This window comes from Syntrophaceticus schinkii, assembly GCF_000946815.1.
Taxonomy (GTDB): domain Bacteria; phylum Bacillota; class DSM-12270; order Thermacetogeniales; family Thermacetogeniaceae; genus Syntrophaceticus; species Syntrophaceticus schinkii.
In genome coordinates this window covers 1-19,806 of sequence record NZ_CDRZ01000024.1, presented here as the reverse complement: position 1 = coordinate 19,806, position 19,806 = coordinate 1, and the positions used below count along the sequence as shown (strand labels likewise).

Annotated in this window: 18 protein-coding genes and 1 pseudogene; 15 read left to right on the top strand and 4 right to left on the bottom strand. The window is 48.3% G+C overall.

Going from position 1 to position 19,806, the window contains the following annotated elements:
• Nucleotides 1-56 precede the first annotated feature (56 nt).
• The 9 genes and pseudogenes from rapZ (at nt 57) to eno (ending at nt 10,841) form a co-directional block, all read left to right on the top strand.
• Nucleotides 57-947, top strand: coding sequence for an RNase adapter RapZ (gene rapZ, locus SSCH_RS02100; protein ID WP_156972036.1), 891 nt, complete (start codon nt 57-59; stop codon nt 945-947).
• Complete coding sequence (locus tag SSCH_RS02095; RefSeq protein ID WP_044664024.1) at nt 944-1,942, top strand: gluconeogenesis factor YvcK family protein; 999 nt, start codon at nt 944-946, stop codon at nt 1,940-1,942. The genes rapZ and SSCH_RS02095 overlap by 4 nt, the downstream gene beginning before the upstream one ends.
• A gap of 18 nt (nt 1,943-1,960) precedes the next feature.
• Complete coding sequence (gene whiA / locus SSCH_RS02090; RefSeq protein ID WP_044664023.1) at nt 1,961-2,893, top strand: DNA-binding protein WhiA; 933 nt, start codon at nt 1,961-1,963, stop codon at nt 2,891-2,893.
• A 210-nt stretch (nt 2,894-3,103) separates the two neighbouring features.
• Nucleotides 3,104-4,504 (top strand): RNA polymerase factor sigma-54, encoded by a 1,401-nt coding sequence (gene rpoN / locus SSCH_RS02085; RefSeq protein ID WP_044664022.1) that lies wholly within the window; start codon nt 3,104-3,106, stop codon nt 4,502-4,504.
• Nucleotides 4,505-4,780: 276 nt separating this feature from the next.
• Entirely contained in the window at nt 4,781-5,788 is a 1,008-nt protein-coding gene (gap, locus tag SSCH_RS02080) for a type I glyceraldehyde-3-phosphate dehydrogenase (protein ID WP_044664021.1), read from the top strand.
• A 215-nt stretch (nt 5,789-6,003) separates the two neighbouring features.
• Nucleotides 6,004-7,134, top strand: coding sequence for a phosphoglycerate kinase (locus SSCH_RS19800; protein WP_456300443.1), 1,131 nt, complete (start codon nt 6,004-6,006; stop codon nt 7,132-7,134).
• A gap of 27 nt (nt 7,135-7,161) precedes the next feature.
• The gene (gene tpiA / locus SSCH_RS19795; protein WP_156972035.1) at nt 7,162-7,950 is read left to right on the top strand and encodes a triose-phosphate isomerase; all 789 of its coding nucleotides are present in this window, start codon (nt 7,162-7,164) and stop codon (nt 7,948-7,950) included.
• Complete coding sequence (gene gpmI / locus SSCH_RS02065) at nt 7,947-9,488, top strand: 2,3-bisphosphoglycerate-independent phosphoglycerate mutase (protein ID WP_044664019.1); 1,542 nt, start codon at nt 7,947-7,949, stop codon at nt 9,486-9,488. The genes tpiA and gpmI overlap by 4 nt, the downstream gene beginning before the upstream one ends.
• A 92-nt stretch (nt 9,489-9,580) precedes the next feature.
• Nucleotides 9,581-10,841 (top strand): annotated as a pseudogene (gene eno / locus SSCH_RS02060) (phosphopyruvate hydratase).
• A 266-nt stretch (nt 10,842-11,107) separates the two neighbouring features.
• Here eno and SSCH_RS18705 read toward each other — a convergent pair.
• From SSCH_RS18705 to SSCH_RS02050, 4 genes are read right to left on the bottom strand one after another with little or no spacing between them, the layout of a single operon-like run.
• Nucleotides 11,108-11,461 (bottom strand): sensor histidine kinase, encoded by a 354-nt coding sequence (locus SSCH_RS18705; RefSeq protein ID WP_198142104.1) that lies wholly within the window; start codon nt 11,459-11,461, stop codon nt 11,108-11,110.
• On the bottom strand, nt 11,439-12,350 hold the full coding sequence (locus SSCH_RS02055) for a histidine kinase dimerization/phospho-acceptor domain-containing protein (protein ID WP_198142103.1): 912 nt from the start codon (nt 12,348-12,350) through the stop codon (nt 11,439-11,441). The genes SSCH_RS18705 and SSCH_RS02055 overlap by 23 nt, the downstream gene beginning before the upstream one ends.
• Before the next feature lie 3 nt (nt 12,351-12,353).
• Entirely contained in the window at nt 12,354-12,482 is a 129-nt protein-coding gene (locus tag SSCH_RS22200) for a winged helix-turn-helix domain-containing protein (protein WP_198142102.1), read from the bottom strand.
• Nucleotides 12,472-13,026 carry a response regulator transcription factor gene (locus SSCH_RS02050; protein ID WP_198142108.1) on the bottom strand — a complete coding sequence of 185 codons (555 nt, stop codon included), beginning with the start codon at nt 13,024-13,026 and terminating at the stop codon, nt 12,472-12,474. The genes SSCH_RS22200 and SSCH_RS02050 overlap by 11 nt, the downstream gene beginning before the upstream one ends.
• Nucleotides 13,027-13,289: 263 nt before the next feature.
• Here SSCH_RS02050 and SSCH_RS22195 point away from each other — a divergent pair, with 263 nt between their 5' ends.
• From SSCH_RS22195 to rnr, 6 genes are all read left to right on the top strand, one after another.
• Nucleotides 13,290-13,523, top strand: a complete 234-nt coding sequence (locus tag SSCH_RS22195) for a VTC domain-containing protein (RefSeq protein ID WP_456300444.1) — start codon at nt 13,290-13,292, stop codon at nt 13,521-13,523.
• Nucleotides 13,510-13,983 carry a polyphosphate polymerase domain-containing protein gene (locus SSCH_RS02045; RefSeq protein ID WP_198142107.1) on the top strand — a complete coding sequence of 158 codons (474 nt, stop codon included), beginning with the start codon at nt 13,510-13,512 and terminating at the stop codon, nt 13,981-13,983. Before SSCH_RS22195 ends, SSCH_RS02045 begins: the two co-directional genes overlap by 14 nt.
• 26 nt (nt 13,984-14,009) lie before the next feature.
• On the top strand, nt 14,010-14,702 hold the full coding sequence (locus SSCH_RS02040; RefSeq protein ID WP_044664018.1) for a DUF4956 domain-containing protein: 693 nt from the start codon (nt 14,010-14,012) through the stop codon (nt 14,700-14,702).
• Between the two features lie 90 nt (nt 14,703-14,792).
• On the top strand, nt 14,793-16,643 hold the full coding sequence (locus tag SSCH_RS02035; protein ID WP_198142100.1) for a CotH kinase family protein: 1,851 nt from the start codon (nt 14,793-14,795) through the stop codon (nt 16,641-16,643).
• Between the two features lie 131 nt (nt 16,644-16,774).
• Nucleotides 16,775-17,002 (top strand): preprotein translocase subunit SecG, encoded by a 228-nt coding sequence (gene secG / locus SSCH_RS02030; protein WP_044664017.1) that lies wholly within the window; start codon nt 16,775-16,777, stop codon nt 17,000-17,002.
• A gap of 454 nt (nt 17,003-17,456) precedes the next feature.
• Complete coding sequence (gene rnr / locus SSCH_RS02025; RefSeq protein WP_044664016.1) at nt 17,457-19,610, top strand: ribonuclease R; 2,154 nt, start codon at nt 17,457-17,459, stop codon at nt 19,608-19,610.
• The last annotated feature ends 196 nt before the right edge of the window (nt 19,611-19,806 follow it).

Below are 19,806 nucleotides of genomic sequence, written 5' to 3'. Positions count from 1 at the left end.
AACCCATGCGGAAGCAATGATGCAAAAGAGTAATAGTTCGGAAAGGGGGAAGGAAGATGGAGGAGAACAAACCGATTCGCCTGGTAATTGTAACAGGGCTTTCTGGGGCGGGTAAAACCCAGGCAATCAGGTGCCTGGAGGACCTGGGCTTTTTTTGTGTGGATAATCTTCCGCCACTGCTGATTCCCAAGATAACCGAGCTCTGCCAGCAGTCAGGCGGCAAGGTGAAACGGGTAGCCCTGGTGATGGATGTGCGGGGCACCCGCTTTTTTGGTTCTTTAGATGAGGAACTGCGCAAATTATCTCATCTGGGGATCAAGTATGAGATACTGTTCCTGGAGGCTTCTGATGCTGTCCTGGTCAGGCGTTACAAGGAATCCCGACGCCAGCACCCCCTGGAGGAGGACCGTTCCGTTCTGGAGGCCATCAAGGCCGAACGTGAGCGTCTCCAGGGACTGCGGGGGGCTGCTAACATTATCCTGGATACCACTGAGATGACTGTGCATGACCTCAAAAAGAGCATCAACGAAATCTTTGAGGACCTGGATAATGGAACACGCTTCTCCATCACTATGATTTCCTTCGGCTACAAGTATGGGATACCCCTTGACGCGGACCTGGTGATGGATGTCCGCTTTCTTCCCAATCCGCATTATGTTGAAGAATTAAAAAACTATACAGGACTCGATGACGGTGTTGTTGAATACCTTTTTTCCTGTAAGGAGACGAAGGATTTCTTGAATCTGTACAGCGACCTCCTGGGGTTCCTGATGCCTTTCTATATCAGGGAAGGGAAAACACATCTGGTAGTAGCTATCGGCTGTACAGGCGGGCAGCACAGATCAGTGGCTTTGGCTGAGTGTCTGGCGGCCGGGCTGCGTTCCAACTACCAGGTACAGGTGCACCACCGCGATCTTCCGCGGGCGAGGGTAGAGGAGATATTATGAATCTGAGAGGTTTAGCAGGCTCTTTCAGTAGATTTTACCGCCGCCAGTCCTTAAAGCGCGGGCCGCGTATCACCGCTGTCGGGGGTGGCACAGGCCTTCCTATTCTCCTGAGGGGACTGAAAAAATATACGGCGAATATAACAGCTATAGTAACAGTTGCTGATGATGGAGGGAGTTCGGGAAGACTGCGCGGGGAATTCGGGATTCTGCCGCCTGGAGATATCCGCAACTGCCTGGTGGCCCTGGCGGAAACTGAAACCCTTATGGAAAAGTTGTTTCACTACCGCTTTGGGCAGGGAGAAGGATTGGCCGGACACAGTTTGGGCAACCTGTTGATCACCGCTCTTGCGGATATCACCGGAGATTTCCAAACCGCTATCAAGGAGGCCAGCCATGTTCTGAAAGTTCGCGGGCAAGTACTGCCTTCGACACTGGATCAGGTGACACTGAATGCAGAACTTGCTGATGGCACACATGTCTTCGGAGAGAGCAGGATTTCCCGGGTAGACACTCCCTTGAGGCGCCTCTTCTTGACACCGGGCTCCTGCAAAGCAGTACCGGAAGCGGTTGATGCAATTCAGCAGGCGGACCTGATTTTATTGGGGCCAGGCAGTCTTTTTACAAGTGTGCTGCCCAATTTGCTGGTTCCAGGAATTGCCGCAGCCATCAAACAGTCTCGGGTTGTAAAATGCTACATCTGTAATATCATGACACAGCCCGGGGAGACCACTGATTTTAAGGCTTCAGACCACCTGTCCGCTATCTATGATCACGCAGATGTGGACAGGATCGATTATATTATCGTTAATAACAAAAGGATCGCCCAGTCTAACCTGGAAAAGTACGCCAGAGAAGGGGCCAGGCCGGTTGTTGTGGATCAGCATGCCCTGCAGGAAATGGGGGTGCGCGTTCTAAGAGGGGATTTCTTAGATGAGCAGGAATTGGTGCGTCATGACTCACAGAAACTAGCCGGCGCGGTTCTTTCATTGGCTTGATACAAGGGTGATAGAAAGATGTCCTTTTCGATGCAGGTCAAAGATGAAGTGGCGCGACTGCCTCTTCGACTCGACTGCTGTCAGCGGGCAGAACTGGCTGCTTTCGCACAGGTAGTGGGGATTGTCCGTTTGGGAAAGCAGAGAGTACTGGTGATGACAACAGAGCTTCCGGCGGTGGCACGCCGCATCTTTTTGCTGTCCAAAAACCTGGGGTGGAATGGAGTAATCGTTGTCCGCCGCTATTCCAGACCGCGCCACCGGCGCTTGTTTACCGTTCAGGTTCCTTTAGAACAGCAGAAGCATTTTTTGCTTCAGGAATTGGGGTTTGTGGACAGCGATCTGATGCTTCGGGATTCACTTGATTCACGTATTCTGAAGAAGGACTGCTGTAAGAAGGCTTTCTTGAGAGGGTGTTTTCTGGGATGCGGGTTTTTGGGGAAGCCTTCACGGGCTTACCACCTGGAACTGTTCCTCAAAACACACGAAGCTGCTATAGAAGTAACGGAAACACTGGCCTGCTTCGGTTTGCTGCCCATCTGCAGGGAGCGCCGTGGTGGACATGAGGTTTACCTCAAGGAAGCGGATCAGGTATCAGAGTTTCTGCGCATCATAGAGGCCAACCAGGGGGTTCTTCAGTTCGAAAACTGTCGTGTGCTTAAAGATATGCGCAACCAGGTCAACAGATTGGTGAACTGTGAGACCGCCAACCTGGAAAAAGCTGTGGAAGCCGGCCTGAAGCAGGTTGCAGTGATCAAGGAGATCGACTCTTTGGCAGGCCTGGGCATCTTGCGCCCTCCGCTGAGAGAAGTGGCCGAACTTCGCCTGCAATACCCTGGGGCGAGCCTTGCAGAACTTGGCAAACTCCTTTCACCTCCACTCAGCAAATCCGGTGTCAATCACCGTTTCCGGGAAATCTACAGGATCGCCGATCAACTGCGAAAGGAACAGTAGCTGCAGTAGAGTGTCAAGGGATACTTCTTAATGGTGCCCAGGGATGATGTACACCATCATAAATGCGTCTGTCAGCCAGAAAAGGACGGAACTCTCCAGGTTGATCGACGACACCGGGAAGGTGGTTACAGCATATCTTATTCGTATAGGAAGCAGGAATCTCGCCTGGAAATAGAGAATACTTTTCTGTGTAAAGGGGGGTAGCTTCAGATGCGCTTGAGCTATGGAATGAAACTGGAACAGACGCAAAAGTTGATTATGACTCCAGAATTGCGCCAGGCGATTATGGTACTACAGTTGTCAGCGATGGACCTGGCGCAGTATGTAGAACATGCCATGCTAGAAAACCCTCTTCTTGAGGTGACAGAAGAAGAACATGAAGAAACACCATCTTCAAAAGAAGAAAAAGATGATTTTGCAGAGGAGTGGTGTGATTACCTTGCTGAATGCGGCCAAATTGAACGCTCTTTTGAGCAGGCTGCAGGGTATGAAGAAAGAGAACACTACAGCTTGGAGCATTTTGTTGCCCAGGCGACCAGCCTGCAGGATCACTTATCCTTCCAACTACGGCTTGCCCTCTCTGACCCTGAAGACGTGGAGATAGGAGAATTTCTCATCGGAAACATTAATGACCGCGGTTATTTGAACATCAGCCTGGAAGAGGTGCAGAAAGTATCAGGGTACGAGATGCAGGAGATCGAACGAATTTTACATGTAATTCAATCCTTTGATCCTTCAGGGGTCGGTGCGCGCGATCTACAGGAATGCCTTTTGATTCAGCTGGACCAGGAAGGTCAGCGCACCCCTGTATTAGAGAAGATCATACATTGTTTCCTGGCTGATCTCGCCAACGGCAACCTGCTCAAAATCGCCACATCTATGGATATAACCGTACAAGAGGTGCAGCACCAGGCAGATATCATTAAATCACTGGATCCCATACCTGCTCGAAACTTTTTCCGCCCTGGCGAAAACCGCTATATCATACCTGATGTGGTGGTTGAGAAGATCAATGATGAGTATGTAATTCTCGTCAACGATATCGCTGTACCGCGCTTGATGATCAACCATAATTATCAGCTGATGATCAAAAAGAAGACTTCCTGTGACCAGGGAACTGTTGAATTTATTGAAAACAAGATGAAATCAGCCCTCTGGCTGATCCGCAGCATCGAGCAGAGAAGGCTTACCCTGTACAGGGTTGTCCAATGTATCATAGATTACCAGTGGGATTTCTTGGAGAAGGGCATCAAGCACTTGAAACCGCTTAACCTCAAGCAGATTGCTGACATGGCAGAGCTGCATGAGTCCACAGTGAGTCGAGCCACTGCCAATAAATACATCCAGACTCCACAGGGTCTTTTTGAGATCAAGTTCTTTTTTAGCAGCGGTGTGGAGAATGTCGCTGCGGGCAAGATGGTGGCTGCGGAAAGCATCAAACAGGTCTTGAAGGAGATGATCACCGATGAGGATCCATATGATCCCTATAGTGATCAACAGCTCTGTGAACTACTTCAGGCCAAGGGGATCAACATTGCCAGGAGGACAATTGCAAAATACAGAAAGGAGATTAGCATTCCTCCTATGCGGCAGCGGAAGCGCTATCGCTGATTAACACAGCTGTTATAATTCCTATAGATCTTTCAGGCGCACTTCTGCGCCTTTTTTTTGTTGGTCTGGGTTGCATTGCCAATTAAATAGTATATAATTTTAATTGAAATGTAACGTATTATATAGGCCTATTTTAATCAATTTCTGTAGCAGGATCTAGCTGGGAAGGGATCTTTATAGCAGGGGCCTATATAATACAGGGATACCTTACATACTATAAGTATTGGGCCTAACTACATTAAATCGATTGTTAATTTTGAAGGGAGGAGTTTATTCATGGCAGTAAAGGTGGGAATTAACGGTTTCGGGAGGATCGGCAGGCTGGTTTTACGTGCAGCCCTCAAAAATCAGGGGATCGATGTTGTGGCGGTCAATGATCTGACAGATGCAGAAACAAACGCTCATCTCTTTAAATATGATTCGGTTCACGGAACATTTCAGGGCACAGTAGAAGCCAGAGAGAACGAGATCGTGGTCGATGACCACCCGATCAAGGTTTTTTCCGAAAAAGACCCTCATCAATTACCCTGGGGTGATTTAGGTGTCAGCATTGTTATCGAAGGGACGGGTGCCTTCAGGGATAAGGAAAAGGCCTCAGCTCACCTCAAGGCCGGGGCAAAAAAAGTGATTATTACAGCCCCTGCCAAGAATGAGGATCTGACAATAGTGATGGGGGTCAATGAAAATAATTATGACCCTGCCAATCACCACATCATTTCCAATGCTTCCTGCACCACCAACTGCCTGGCTCCTGTAGCCAAGGTGTTGAATGATAATTTCGGCATCAAGCGCGGGGTGATGACAACAACACATGCCTATACAAATGACCAGCGGGTTTTGGACCTCGCTCACAAAGACCTGCGTCGCGCCAGGGCGGCTGCCCAGTCGATGATCCCAACAACAACCGGGGCTGCCAAAGCGGTTGCTCTTGTTCTGCCTGAACTGAAAGGTAAACTGACAGGGATCGCTGTTCGTGTGCCAACCCCCAATGTTTCACTGGTGGATCTGGTGACAGAACTGGAGAAGTCAGCAGAAGCGGAGGAGATCAATCAGGCCTTTAAGGATGCAGCAGCGGGTAACCTCAAAGGGATCCTTGCCTATTCCGATATACCCCTTGTCTCCAGGGATTATAATGGTGACCCCCATTCAGCAATCGTGGATGGCCCTTGCACACTGGTCATGGGTGGGAATCTGGCCAAGGTCTTTGCCTGGTATGACAATGAATGGGCTTACTCTGTACGGGTTATTGACTGTGCCCTTTTCGTTGCGGAAAAGGGGTTTTAAAAACCGGGTTCACCAACATTCTGAAATTATGCTTTTCATTGCCGGCAAGGGATTTTAAACAGATAGCTCCGATTCTTTTCATTGCGGAGGTAGAATCTGGCAAAAAAGAGATCAGGAGAACCGTCCCGGTGATCTCCTGAAACCCAAGAGGAAAGGTGGGGTAGTCAATTGGATCTGAAGACCATGAGGGGTCTCGATGAATCAAGGGGAAAAAGGTGCTGGTGCGTGTTGATTTTAATGTCCCTTTAGACGACCAGGGGAAGGTGGCGGATGACACCAGGATCAAAGCCACACTGACCACAATTAGATATCTTTTGGAGCAAGGAGCCAGGGTGATCCTGATCAGCCACCTGGGACGGCCCAAGGGCAAGGTTGTGGAGAAACTGCGCCTTGATGATGTGGCCAGGCGGTTAGGAGAACTCCTGGGAAGAGAAATCAAAAAGGTGAATGACTGCATTGGTCCTGAAGCAGCCAAAGCAGCTGAGGAATTAAAAGAGGGTGAGGTTCTGCTTCTGGAAAACCTGCGCTTTCATCCGGAGGAGGAAAAAAACGACCCCGGCTTTGCCAAAGAGCTGGCCTCTTTTGCTGAAGTTTATATCAATGATGCCTTCGGCACCGCACACCGTGCCCATGCCTCTACTGCCGGGGTGGCAGATTATCTTCCGGCAGCCGCGGGTTTTTTGATGGAGAAAGAGATCAAGGCATTGGGGAGTATTCTGTCTGATCCGGATCGTCCCTTTTTGGCGGTGCTGGGAGGTGCCAAGGTTGCGGATAAAATTGGGGTTTTGAAGAGCCTGGTGGGTAAGGTTGATGCCATTCTCCTGGGTGGGGGTATGGCCAACACCTTTCTTAAAGCCAAAGGCTCTGAGCTGGGGGATTCCCTTGTTGATGATCAAAACCTGGAATTTGCCAGGAAGTTCTTAGATATGGCTGCAGAACGGGGTGTGCGGGTGGAACTGCCTGTAGACCTGGTGATTGCCTCAGGAGATCAGGATCCAGTACAGGTTGTGGACTCCGGAAGTGTCCCCTCGGGCTGGCGTGCCCTGGACATTGGACCGCGCACTGCTGATCTTTATGCTCAATTGATCAAAGAGGCAAAAACCGCCTTCTGGAATGGCCCCATGGGTGTTTTTGAAGAGGATCAGTTTGCCCATGGAAGTGAGATGGTAGCCCGGGCCTTGAGTGAAGAGGGGTTGATATCAGTTGTCGGGGGCGGGGATTCCTTGGCAGTATTAGAGAAGTATGGGCTGGGTGGACAGGTTACCCATGCTTCCACCGGGGGTGGCGCCTCCCTGGAGTTTTTAGAGGGACGGGAACTGCCCGGAGTGGCTGTACTGATGAAATAAAATTTTCAGAGAGGAGAACTTGAAACAGTGGGAAATAAAAGAACTCCTTTAGTGGCAGGCAACTGGAAGATGCATAAAACACCTGCTGAGGCCGGTAATTTTGTGAAACTGCTGCGGGAAAGTGTTGATCAGCAGGGGGGCAGTGTGGAAGTGATTGTGTGCCCTCCTTTCCCAGCTCTGGCTGCGGTAGCCAGCAAGCTAGCGGGAAGTGAGATCGGCTGGGGTGCCCAGAACATGCACTGGGAAGCCAAAGGTGCTTTTACCGGGGAGGTATCCGCGCCCATGCTCCAGGCGATGGGCTGTCACTATGTGATCCTGGGCCATTCAGAGCGACGCGGCCACTTCGGTGAAAACGATGAGGTCATCAGAAAGAAACTGACTGCTGCCATCACCTGTGGGCTGCGTCCAATTTTCTGTCTGGGAGAGGACCTGGCTACCCGGGAGGCAGGGCAGGCTGTGGAACACTGCCGGAAGCAGCTGAGGGCAGGTCTGGAGGGTTTAGAGCTCAACCAGCCTCTTGCCCTGGTTGTGGCCTATGAACCGATCTGGGCCATCGGCACCGGAAAAACCGCAACTGCGGAGGATGCGGTGGAGGTGATCAGTGCTCTGCGCCAAGAAATTGCTGATATGTACGGAGAGGAGTTCGCATCCATAATGCGCATTCTTTATGGTGGCAGTGTATCACCGGAATCTATATCCTCTTTTATGAAGGAAGAAATGATAGATGGGGTACTGGTTGGCGGCGCAAGTTTGGATATCGATAAATTTACAGCAATCATTCAGACTACAGCGAAGTTAAGGGGGAAAACTGCTTGAAAAGCCCGCTTCTGCTGGTTATTCTTGACGGATGGGGTCTTTCCCCTGACCAGCGGGGAAATGCCATCCGTCTGGCCAGAACACCGAATTTCACAAAACTGCAGCAAAGCTATCCTTACACAGTTCTCCAGGCATCAGGGAAAAGGGTGGGGCTTCCAGAGGGGCAGATGGGCAATTCAGAAGTCGGCCACCTGAACATGGGAGCCGGCAGGGTTGTCTACCAGGATATCACCAGGATCAGCATGGCCATCAAAACCGGAGAATTCTGCAAAAATCCGGTTCTGATTGATATGGTGCAGGAGGTAAAAGAAAAGGGAACCTCACTGCACCTTTTTGGACTGCTCTCTGATGGCGGGGTACACAGCCATCTGACACATCTTTATGCCCTCCTGGAGATGGCGCGCCGGTTTAAACTGGGTAAGGTTTACATCCATGCCTTCCTGGACGGCCGAGATGTGCCTCCTACCAGTGGTTTGGGTTATATCAAAGAGGTAGAGCAGAAGTGCCGGGAGATGGGTGTCGGTGAGATCGCTACTGTAAGCGGCAGATACTATGCCATGGACCGGGACAAGAGATGGGAGCGGCTGGAGAAGGCGTTTAATGCTATCTGTTATGGTGAAGGGGAAAGGGTGCAAAAGCCATCAGAGGCTGTGGAGAGATCCTATGCTGATGGTGTTACAGATGAATTTGTTGTACCCAAAGTTGTTATTGATCAAGGAGGAAATCCTATAGGCCGAGTTCAGCCTGATGATGGGGTTATTTTCTACAACTTCAGGGCAGACCGTGCCCGGGAGATCACGCGTGCCTTTGTTGATCAGGAGTTTGAGGGTTTCTCCAGAAGGGGAGGCTATCCCGGTGCTCACTTTGTCTGTATGACGCAGTACGATGCTACAATTCCGGCTCCTGTTGCCTTTCCTCCTCAAGTTCACCAAAACACACTGGGTGATGTTTTGGCAGGCAGTGGCTTGAAGCAGCTGCGGATAGCTGAGACAGAAAAGTATGCCCATGTAACCTTCTTTTTTAATGGGGGGATAGAAGAGCCAAATTCAGGGGAAGACAGGGTTTTGATCCCCTCACCCAAGGTGGCCACCTATGATCTGCAGCCAGAGATGAGCGCCCCGGAAACCACGAACCGGGTGATCTCTGAGATCTGCAGAGATTATTATGATGTCATCATTTTAAATTATGCCAACCCGGATATGGTTGGCCATACAGGTGTGCTGGATGCTGCTATAAAAGCGGTCACAGTTGTGGACCGCTGCCTGAAACAGGTGGTGGATGCGGTTCTGGAGCGGAAAGGAGCTGCTGTTGTCACAGGTGACCACGGGAATGCTGAGATGATGCTGGAGGAGGACAGTGAAGATCCTCATACAGCTCATACAACTAACCCTGTGCCCTTTATTTTAGTTGGGGAAAGTTATCGGGGGGCAAACCTTAAAGAGGGTGGTGCACTGGAGGATATCGCCCCGACTATCTTAGACATTTTAGGAGTTTCAAAGCCCTCTGAGATGACCGGGGCCTCATTGATTCTCGATTAGATTAGGAAGCAAGAACAACTATTTTGCAAAGGAGGTAAGCCTGTGATTTTCCCCTGCTGTATTTCTCGGTTTGGGGAAACCAGGTGCTGAAGATGCCAGAGATTATTGATGTTGTTGCTCGGGAGATACTGGATTCCCGTGGAAACCCAACTGTGGAAGTCGATGTTTACCTGGAGGATGGAAGCTTCGGCAGTGCCGCGGTGCCCTCCGGGGCATCAACCGGGTGCGCATGAGGTACTTGAACTGCGCGATGGTGATCAGGGTCGCTATCTGGGTAAAGGTGTATTGAATGCTGTTGACAATGTTGAAAATCTGATTGCACCCCAGGTGCTGGGGTTGGATGCCCTGGATCAGATTCTGGTGGATCAGGTGATGATCAATCTTGATGGAACCTCCCATAAAGAGAAACTGGGAGCTAATGCCATTCTGGGCGTTTCCCTGGCGGTGGCCAAAGCCGCAGCTGACAGTGTGGGGCTTCCCCTCTACCGCTATTTAGGAGGTGTAGGGGCGCGCCTTTTGCCTACACCGATGATGAACATCTTGAATGGGGGAGCGCATGCCGACAACAATGTGGATATCCAGGAGTTCATGGTCATCCCCAGGAAAGCGGAAAGCATGCGGGCTGCGGTCAGGATGGGAGCGGAAATTTTCCATAACCTGCGCATCGTCCTCAAAGGCAGGGGCTATAACACAGCTGTGGGTGATGAGGGCGGATTTGCCCCGGACCTGAAATCAAATGAAGAGGCCCTGGATGTAATTGTGGAAGCCATCAGAAAAGCCGGATATGAGCCTGGAGAGGATGTTTTTATGGCTTTGGATGTTGCTGCTACAGAGCTGTATAAAGACGGCAAGTACTTTTTCAGCAGCACCGGACAATCCTTGACCACAGAGGAAACCATCGCTTTTTACGAGAAGCTGACCGCCGACTACCCGGTGATTTCCATTGAGGACGGCCTGGCTGAGGATGACTGGGATGGCTGGGCCATGCTGACTGAGCGCCTGGGTAAAAAGATTCAGCTGGTGGGGGATGACATCTTTGTCACCAATAAGGAGCGCTTAGAGCGGGGGATCCGCGAGGGTGTGGCTAACTCCATTCTCGTCAAGGTCAACCAGATCGGGACACTGACCGAAACACTGGAGACAGTGGAAATGGCTATGAAGGCCGGCTACACAGCGGTTATCTCCCACAGGTCCGGTGAAACAGAGGATACCACCATCGCCGACCTGGCTGTGGCCATTAATGCAGGGCAGATCAAAACCGGAGCACCCTCCAGAACCGACCGTGTGGCTAAATACAACCAGCTGATGCGCATCGAAGAGGACCTGGCTGAAGCAGCGGTATATGGTCGTTAGTGGTTGGTCGTGAAAAAAGCGTGACGCGGGGACGGTCCTTTTGTCACGCTTTGCCTATCCTTGATCAACTTTTGGATCAGAAGAACCGGCAGACTGTGTGAATAATTATTTATTTCAGCTGAACACAACAATATATCGTATGTATCGCAACAGATAAACCCACATATTACGGTGTCTAAACCCAGTTTGGCACTTTTCACACCAGACTGCGTCCCCTTGATCCCCCCCCCTTGATTCAAGGTTATCTTTTCTCCGACATCCGACCTCTACTTCTGCCAGGCTTGCTTTAATGCCAGCACTGCTTTTGGCTGGACCAGTAATTCCACAATAAAAGTTGTATCCACCCCGGGATTGCTTCTGGCATATATTTTTCCCTTGTGTTGTTCCACGATCGATTTAGCGATAGCCAATCCTAAACCATACCCGCCGTTTTCTCTGGCTCGGGATGTCTCCACACGATAAAACCGCTCAAATACTTTTTCTAGATGTTCGGCAGGTATTCCCCGGCCTGTATTGGTAACCCGCAATTCAATTTTGTTTTTATCACCTTGTAGCTGCACTGAAATACTTCCATCTTGCGGTGTGTTTTTGATGGCGTTATCTATTAAGATGGTGATCACTTTTTTTAATGCTCATCTGCTCCCCTATCAGGAAAAGATCCGCTTGGATTTGGGTGTTCAGGTTGATGTTGTTTTCGAAAAACACTGCATCAAAGGATAAAAGTGTGCCTGTTAATGTTTTACTCAAATCAAAACGAGAGAAACACGGCCTGGTTTCCATATAATCCAATTTGGCTGTGACCAACAGCTCATCGACCAGGTTGGACATCCTGTCGGTTTGAGAGCAGATATACTCTATCCATTTAGCCTGACTTTTGACGGTTTCTTGGCTGTTTGCAGTTATTAACGCCAAATTCGTTTTTATTACGGTCAGCGGGGTTCTAAGCTCATGTGATGCATCAGCAATAAACTGCTTTTGTTTTTCAAACACCTCTTTGATGGGGTGGATCGATTTGTTGGCAAAATAAAGGCTGATTAAGAAGAGAAGCACCAGACTGATTCCGCCCACCAGGAAAAAGATCAGCAGCAGATTGATCAGCGTTCGGTGTTGTGGAGTTCGATCAACAAATACAATCTTTGTTCCGAAGGGGGTTTTTTGTTTCAGAAAGGCATAATGATTATCTTCAATTCTGATTTTTCCTGATAAGGATTCGGTTTGAACAGCCTTTTCAATAGCCTTGTTGATATATGTCTGACTGATATTCATAAATGAAAATGCCCGAACAGTATTGTCATTTATGTCCAGCTCAGCTATCATGCTGGTTGCAGCGGCAGGGTTATCAGGAGTGGGGCGGGGCGGTGCGAACATGATAGTATTGAGTGCATGCTCAGTTTGGCGTTCCCCGGTAATCGCTGTTAACATGTAGATAACAGAAAAAATAGCTATAAAAACGATCGTCAGCAGCGACATATTGATGATTATAAACTTCTTCTTAAGCTTATCAAACACCGTTTATTCCTCCAGCTTGTAGCCTATACCCCGCAATGTTGTTATAGCTGCATTTGAACCGGTGTGCATCATCTTTTTGCGTAAAAATGAGATATATACCTCAATGTTGTTGTAATCAGCCTCAGAATCCAAACCCCCAGACCTTTTCGATCAGCTCGTCTTTGGTTACCACACAATTGGGCTTGTACATAAAATGCCTTAATATCTCAAATTCCTTCAAAGTAAGCCGCACACTGCCGTTTTTCCCTTCCAGTTCATATGAGGATAGATTAAGGTGGAAATCTGCAAAATTCAAGGTATCATCGATGATCATTTCCCCTTTACGCCGGCAGAGAGCTCTGATTCTGGCCAATAATTCTTCCGCGGCAAATGGCTTTGCTAGATAATCATCTGCTCCACAGTCGAGACCTGTTACCCTGTCTTTTACATCACCTTTTGCGGTTAGCAAGATCGTCGGTGTTGAAATGCCATTGGCACGTAACTGCTGTAGCATGTCTAGTCCATTCAGCTTGGGCAGCATGATGTCTAACACGATCACATCATACCTTCCCGTCAAAGCATAGTCGAGACCGGTTTCTCCATCGTAAACAGCATCGATGCAGTATTTATTCTTAATAAGAAGCTCAGTCAGGGCTTCAGAAAGCTGTCTTTCATCTTCGACGAGCAGCAGTCTCATCTTAATCCCTCTCCTTTGTTGCTCTTCACTACACTGATCTTTTTACACCAACACATAGCAAACGAAGTGTTCACTGGCCATCGTGGTAAATAGAGTATAATCCGGTTGCTATATTGAAACTACACTGACATCCTTGTTGCCACACTGCCGCAACCGCTACCCTCATCTCTCATCTTACCATGCCAACCTTAATAATATCTTTAAATTTAAGATTCATTTAAGGGATGTATTTTATCATAGATATAGCATCAGGTTAGGAGGTAATCCCTATCGGTCAGCCAAAATTAAGGCACGAGGTCAAATACTTGATCAATACCGCTGATTATTTAACCTTGCGCAGCAGACTGAAACAGATAGCCCGCATAGACAGCCATGCCGGAAGTGATGGGACCTATCAGGTGCGAAGTTTATATTTTGACACCCCTGATAACCAGCAACTAATGAAAAAAATTAACGGGATCAGCAAGCGCGAAAAAATTTCGCCTGCGTTTTTATAATAACGAGCTGTCCTTGATAAGACTGGAAAAGAAAAGCAAAATAAACGGATTGGGTTCCAAAGTAAAAACTCAGGTTACCAAAGAACAATGCGTAAGACTGCTGCACAATGATTTTGACTGGCTATTTTTTTCAGGTGATCTGTTACTGCAAGAACTCTATGCGCGGATTAAGTCTCAGCTCTTGTGCCCCAAAACAGTTGTCGATTATTCTCGAGAAGCCTATATCTATCAACCGGGTAATGTGAGAATTACAATAGACAGCAATGTGCGAAGCGGCCTTTTCTCCAATAATTTCCTGGATCCGGAGTTGCCTACTGTTGATATTACCCAAAAGGGTCAGGTTATTTTAGAGGTAAAGTTTGATGAGTTTTTGCCTGAGTTGATCAGAGATATCATTCAAACCAATCAGCGCCGCAGTTCTTCGTATTCCAAGTATGCCGCCTGCCGGATGTACGGCTAAAAAGTTAATAAACGGAGGTAATTAATGTGAATCCAGCAAACCAGTTTAATTTTAACGACATCTTTAAATCCAATTTTTTGGATCAGGTAACATCCTTTTCGGCGTTGGATATGGCTATCGCCCTTGGGCTGGCTTTTGTATTAGGGTTGTTTATCTTTATGGTTTACAAAAAAACCTTTAAGGGTGTGATGTATTCCGCCAGTTTTGGCGTTTCCCTGCTGTCCATGACTCTGATCACAACTGTGATCATTATGGCGATCAGCTCCAATGTTATTCTCTCTCTGGGTATGGTCGGCGCATTATCGATCGTAAGATTTCGTTCCGCCATCAAAGAGCCGCTCGATATTGCATTCTTATTCTGGGCGATCAGCATCGGTATCGTACTGGGTGCAGGACTAATCCCCCTGGCTGTATTTGGCTCCTTGTTCATTGGCATAATTTTGGTTGTGTTTATTAACCAAAAGAGTTCAGATAACCCTTATATACTGGTCTTAAAATGTACAGGTGATGACAGTGAAAAGGCTGCTATGGACTATGTAAGCAAGAAGGTCAAAAAACATGTGGTGAAATCAAAGACGGTTTCTGCAGCAGATGGGGTGGAATTGACACTTGAAATCAGGCTCAAAGATATGTCTACTAAATTTATAAACGAGATCAGCTGTATTGTCGGCGTAAATCATGCTGTGCTGGTAAGCTACAATGGCGAGTATATGTCTTGATGTTGGAGAAAAGGATGATCGAGAATAAATACCTGAATGTCCTTATAGTTTTATTGATGATAGCCGCTGTTCTGGGGACGGGTTTTTTTGATGTTTTACAGTTCGAAACCAGGCAGTACTGTCACAGCGGAACCTGAATATACCAGTAAGATTTTCAATAAGGATCAAATAACAGAGATCAATATTGACATCAAACAAGAGGATTTTGATTGGATCATAGAAAATGCCGCACAGGAAGAGTATCGATGTTGTGATATAACCATTAACGGTATGATTTTCAAAAATGTGGGGATCAGGCCTAAAGGGAATTCCAGTTTGAGAACGGTTGCGCAGGATGATAACAGTGATCGCTTCAGCTTCAAGGTCAAGTTTGACGCCTATATCGAAGGGCAAACCTGTTTCGGCTTAAATAAGTTGTCCTTAAATAACATAATCATGGACAAAACTTATATGAAGGAGTACCTGGCCTATGACATGTTTGCGTCCATGGGGGTTGTTACACCTGAGTATGCTTTTACCAATATCAAAGTGAATGGCAAACCGTGGGGATTATACCTGGCGGTTGAGGCGATGGAGGAGAGCTTTGTACAGCGAAATTACGGCAGCTTGAATGGACACCTTTATCGCCCGGAGGGTGCCGGAGCTGATCTTAAATGGGCAGGGGAAAGTGCCGGCAGCTACGCAGGCATAAGAAAGATGGCTGTCTACGATGTTACTGATAGCGATTTTAACAAGATCATTACTATGATCGAGCACCTGAATAATGGAACTGATCTGGAAAAGCATTTGGATGTTGATTCCATACTGCGCTATTTTGCGGTCAATACATTTCTGGTCAATTTCGACAGCTACACCGGAAGCATGAAACACAACTATTACTTATATGAAGAAAACGGGGTGTGCACCATTTTGCCCTGGGACTTTAACCTGGCATTTGCCGGGCATCAGATCACTGATGCTGAGCAAGCTGTGAACCACCCCATAGATACACCGGTCAACACGAACTTGAGCGACCGGCCTCTGATTGCCAAACTGCTTGAAGTGCCGGAATACAAGGAGTTGTATCATAAATATTTAGATGAACTGGTAAAAAGCTATATCAGCAGCGGCACTTTCGAAGCTAAGGTACAACAGCTTGACAGACTAATTAACAGCTCAGTTCAAAATGATGCCACAGCTTTCTACACCTATGAGGAATATGAAAAGTCGCTTCCTGTTTTGGTGAAATTTGCTGAGCTGCGTGCCCAGAGTATCAGTGCCCAATTATCCAGGGAACAACCGGCTACTTCAGCAGAGCAGAGCAGTAATACGACCAACAACATTGATGCCAGCGGTATTGATTTAAGCGCGCTGGGTGGAATGGGAGGTCTGAGGGGAAAAGGAGGGGGCATGCCAGGGAATCCTCGTAATCAAGGTGATGCCGTTGAGCTTGATGTGCATGTTCCTGGGCAAGAGGATACGGCTGATCATAGTAGAGCCCCTCTGCCTGGCGGTGAACCCGGAGGTTTCCCCGGGGCTAGAAAACCAGATAAAAATTTTGATCCTGGTGGAGGTGCAGTCTTTGGTGAAGATTCTGCTGGTAAGGGTCAAGGACCTGATGATATGCCTCAAGGAAATATGCTGGACCAGGAAACGATGACGAAGGTCAGAGAGATCATGCAAAATGCCGCAGGCGGCGAATTGTCAGATGAACAGATATCTCAGCTCAAAGAATTGGGCTTGGACGAGAATATGATCGATAGAATGAAGAACATGCCCGCAGGTATGCAGGGCGCCCGAAGGGAAGGTTTTGAAGGGAATAAAGATGCCCCCGACAAAAGAAAAGGTATTATAAACAGAATAACGCCTGCGCGGATAGCTTTTGTTGCTGTCAGTACAATGTGTATTCTGCTTGGCTTACTGTTTGTCTGGAAATTTAAGAGGCGAAAGTACTCCAGTTGACCGTGACGCGGTCCGACAATGCAGGTATAGTGATGTTGCTTTACCATCCCCTTTACAACTTGTTCCTGCTAGTGCTACAATAGATGTATCTTTGGGGTCAAAGAAGACCCAGTAAAAGGGGAGACTGCGGTTTGTTTAAGACGATTTTGATTGTTCTTGAGGTGCTGGTGTGCCTTGGACTTATTACATCGATCCTGATGCAGTCAGGAAGGGCCTCCGGACTGTCCGGGGCTATCGCCGGTGGAGCTCAGTCAATTTTGGGGAAAAAGAAAGGGCTTGATGAGTTTCTCAATAAGATTTCTATGGGTCTGGCTGCAGCGTTTTTCATAATTACTCTACTGATTGCGATAATCGAGTAAATATGCCAAACACAAAAACCCCGGTTCCTAGATGAACAAGGGGTTTTTTCTTTTTGCAATTGTAACGATGCTTCGCAACCAGATTATCCACTTATTTAACTTTTGATTTTAGGCACCACATGCTCCACGGCTAGCAACCTGTGTGAACTTTGCCAGACACAGTATCTTAATGTGATGCATCAGTTCCGGTTTTATTATACCTGGTGAACACCCGCGCCACCTTGGAGCCACAGGCGGATAATAAAAGCAAAGGCTGAAGTCAGGTCATGTTACAGAACCGGATTTCCGACTTCCGACATCCGGCCTCAGACTTCTGTTTTTCGGGTAGGTGGCAACTGAAAATGGCAAGGCAAACAATTATAATGGAGAACTGCGATCTTTTCGTTAAAAAGTGTGGTTGTTTTTGGTATCGGGGCATATTAGAATTGATTATATAAAAGAGTGAGGTAAGAAAATGGATAAGAAACAGAAAAAGCGTAAAAAGGCGGCAGTTGTCAAGGACGCCGTTCAAGAGAACCAAGTTTTGTCCTGTTTACAGTCTGCCAGCAAACCCTTGAACCTTGCGGAATTAGCTGCTCAGTTTAAGTGTGATCCTGGGATTCTGGAATCCCTATTACAAGAGATGGAAATGCAGGGACAGGTGATTAGGACACGCAAGAACAGATATGGCATCCCGGAGAAAATGAACCTCTTTGTGGGCACCATTCAGGGGCATCCTAAGGGTTATGCCTTTTTCATCCCTGATGTAGAAAGAGATGATTTCTTTATCAGCAGAGAAAACATGGGTGGGGCGATGCACAATGACCGTGTGGTGGTGAGGCCCCTGGGCTTCAGCCTGCAGGGGAAGCGGGCTGAAGGGGAAGTAATAAGGGTTTTAAAGAGGGCAAATAGCACAGTGGTAGGGGTTTTTGATGAAACAAACCGGCAGTTTGGTTTTGTCATACCTGATGAAAAGAGGCTGGGGACAGATATTTTCGTGCCCCGCGCCCGTGCCAAGGGTGCCCGCAGCGGTGATAAAGTGGTGGTGGAGATTACGTCCTATCCTGGGCTGCGTAGGAACCCTGAAGGAAAGATCATTGAGCGCTTCGGAGCGGCAGGGGACCCCGGAGTGGATATCCTTTCCATTGTTAAAAAATACGGCCTTCCAGAGGAGTTTCCTCGCCGGGTGCTTAAAGAAGCCGCAGGGATCTCTCTAACAGTACCTCCGGAAGACCAGGAAGGGCGCTGGGATCTCAGGGATCTACCGATGATCACCATCGACAGTGAGGATGCCAGGGATCTGGATGACGCTGTTTCCCTGGAAACCCTCTCCAATGGTACCTATCGCCTGGGAGTTCATATCGCTGATGTCTCTTTTTATGTAAAAGAAAACAGCGAATTGGACAAAGAAGCCTTTGAAAGGGGCACCAGTGTTTACCTGGTTGACCGGGTTATTCCCATGCTTCCGCCAAGGTTGTCTAATGGGATCTGCAGTCTAAATGCAGGGGAGGACCGCCTGGCTATCTCCGTTTTTATGGAGATCAATAATGAAGGGAATGTGGTCCGCTATGATGTGGGCCCCTCAGTAATCCGTGTAAATGAAAGGATGTCCTATACAGGTGTGCGTCGTATTCTGGAAGACAATGATGCTGAACTCTGCCAGCGCTATGCTGACTTTACCCTGACCCTGCAGAAGATGCAAGAGCTCTGCCTGGTGCTGCGCAGGAGGCGCAAGATAAGGGGTGCTCTGGATTTTGATTTCCCTGAAAGCAAGGTAACATTAGATCAAGAGGGCCATCCGGTTGATGTTCTGCTTTTGGAGCGAACCATTGCTGAACAGATCATCGAGGAGTTTATGCTGATCGCCAATGAAACTGTGGCACGTCATCTTTCACAGCTAGAAGTACCTTTTCTCTATCGAGTCCATGAGGAGCCAAAAACTGAGAAATTGGAAGCACTTAATGAATTCCTGCATGGTTTTGGCTTTCATATTCCGACAGGGAAGGGTGTACACCCGCGCTTCTTCCAGGAGATCCTGCACAAAGCAGAGGGGCGCCCGGAGCAGTTGGTTGTACATACAGTGATGCTGCGCTCTCTCCAACACGCCCGCTATGACCCAAAACCACTGGGGCATTTCGGTTTGGCTGTGCAGTATTATACTCACTTTACTGCACCCATCCGCCGCTATTCGGATCTGATCACACACCGCGTGCTCTGGAGTGTACTGGCACACAGCAATATGCATCCAAAACAACAAAAAAAACTGGAAGGGTTAATGCCCCATTATGCTGAGCAGACCTCAGAGAGAGAGTTGATCGCCGAGGAAGCGGAGCGGGAGACAGTGGATTTAAAACAGGTTGAGTATATGAGAGGCTTCGTGGGGGATGTTTTTACGGCAATTGTCGTGAGCATTACCAACTTCGGCATGTTTGCGGCTCTGCCCAACGGCATCGAGGGTTTGGTGCATGTCTCTTCTATGGCTGATGACTACTATCTGTTTGATGAAAAGAATTATACCCTCACAGGTGAGCATACCGCTAAGGTTTACCGGATAGGGGACAAGGTAAAGGTCCAGTTGGTGCGGGCCAGCATCGAGGACCGCGAGATCGATTTCGAGTTAGTGACGTAGTGCACTGGGGACGGGAGCGACCAAGCTAGGTCGTGACACTTAGTGGGTGGGAATCCCACCGGGCAAGGTTTAGCCAACCACCCGTAGCCAGCCTTGGAGCATAGCTGGTAACAGCTATGTTTAAGCGTAGGCAGGCGAGACAGCGGGCCGAAAGCCGCAAGGTTGAAGGGATTGAGCTTCGAAATGGTGCGAGATG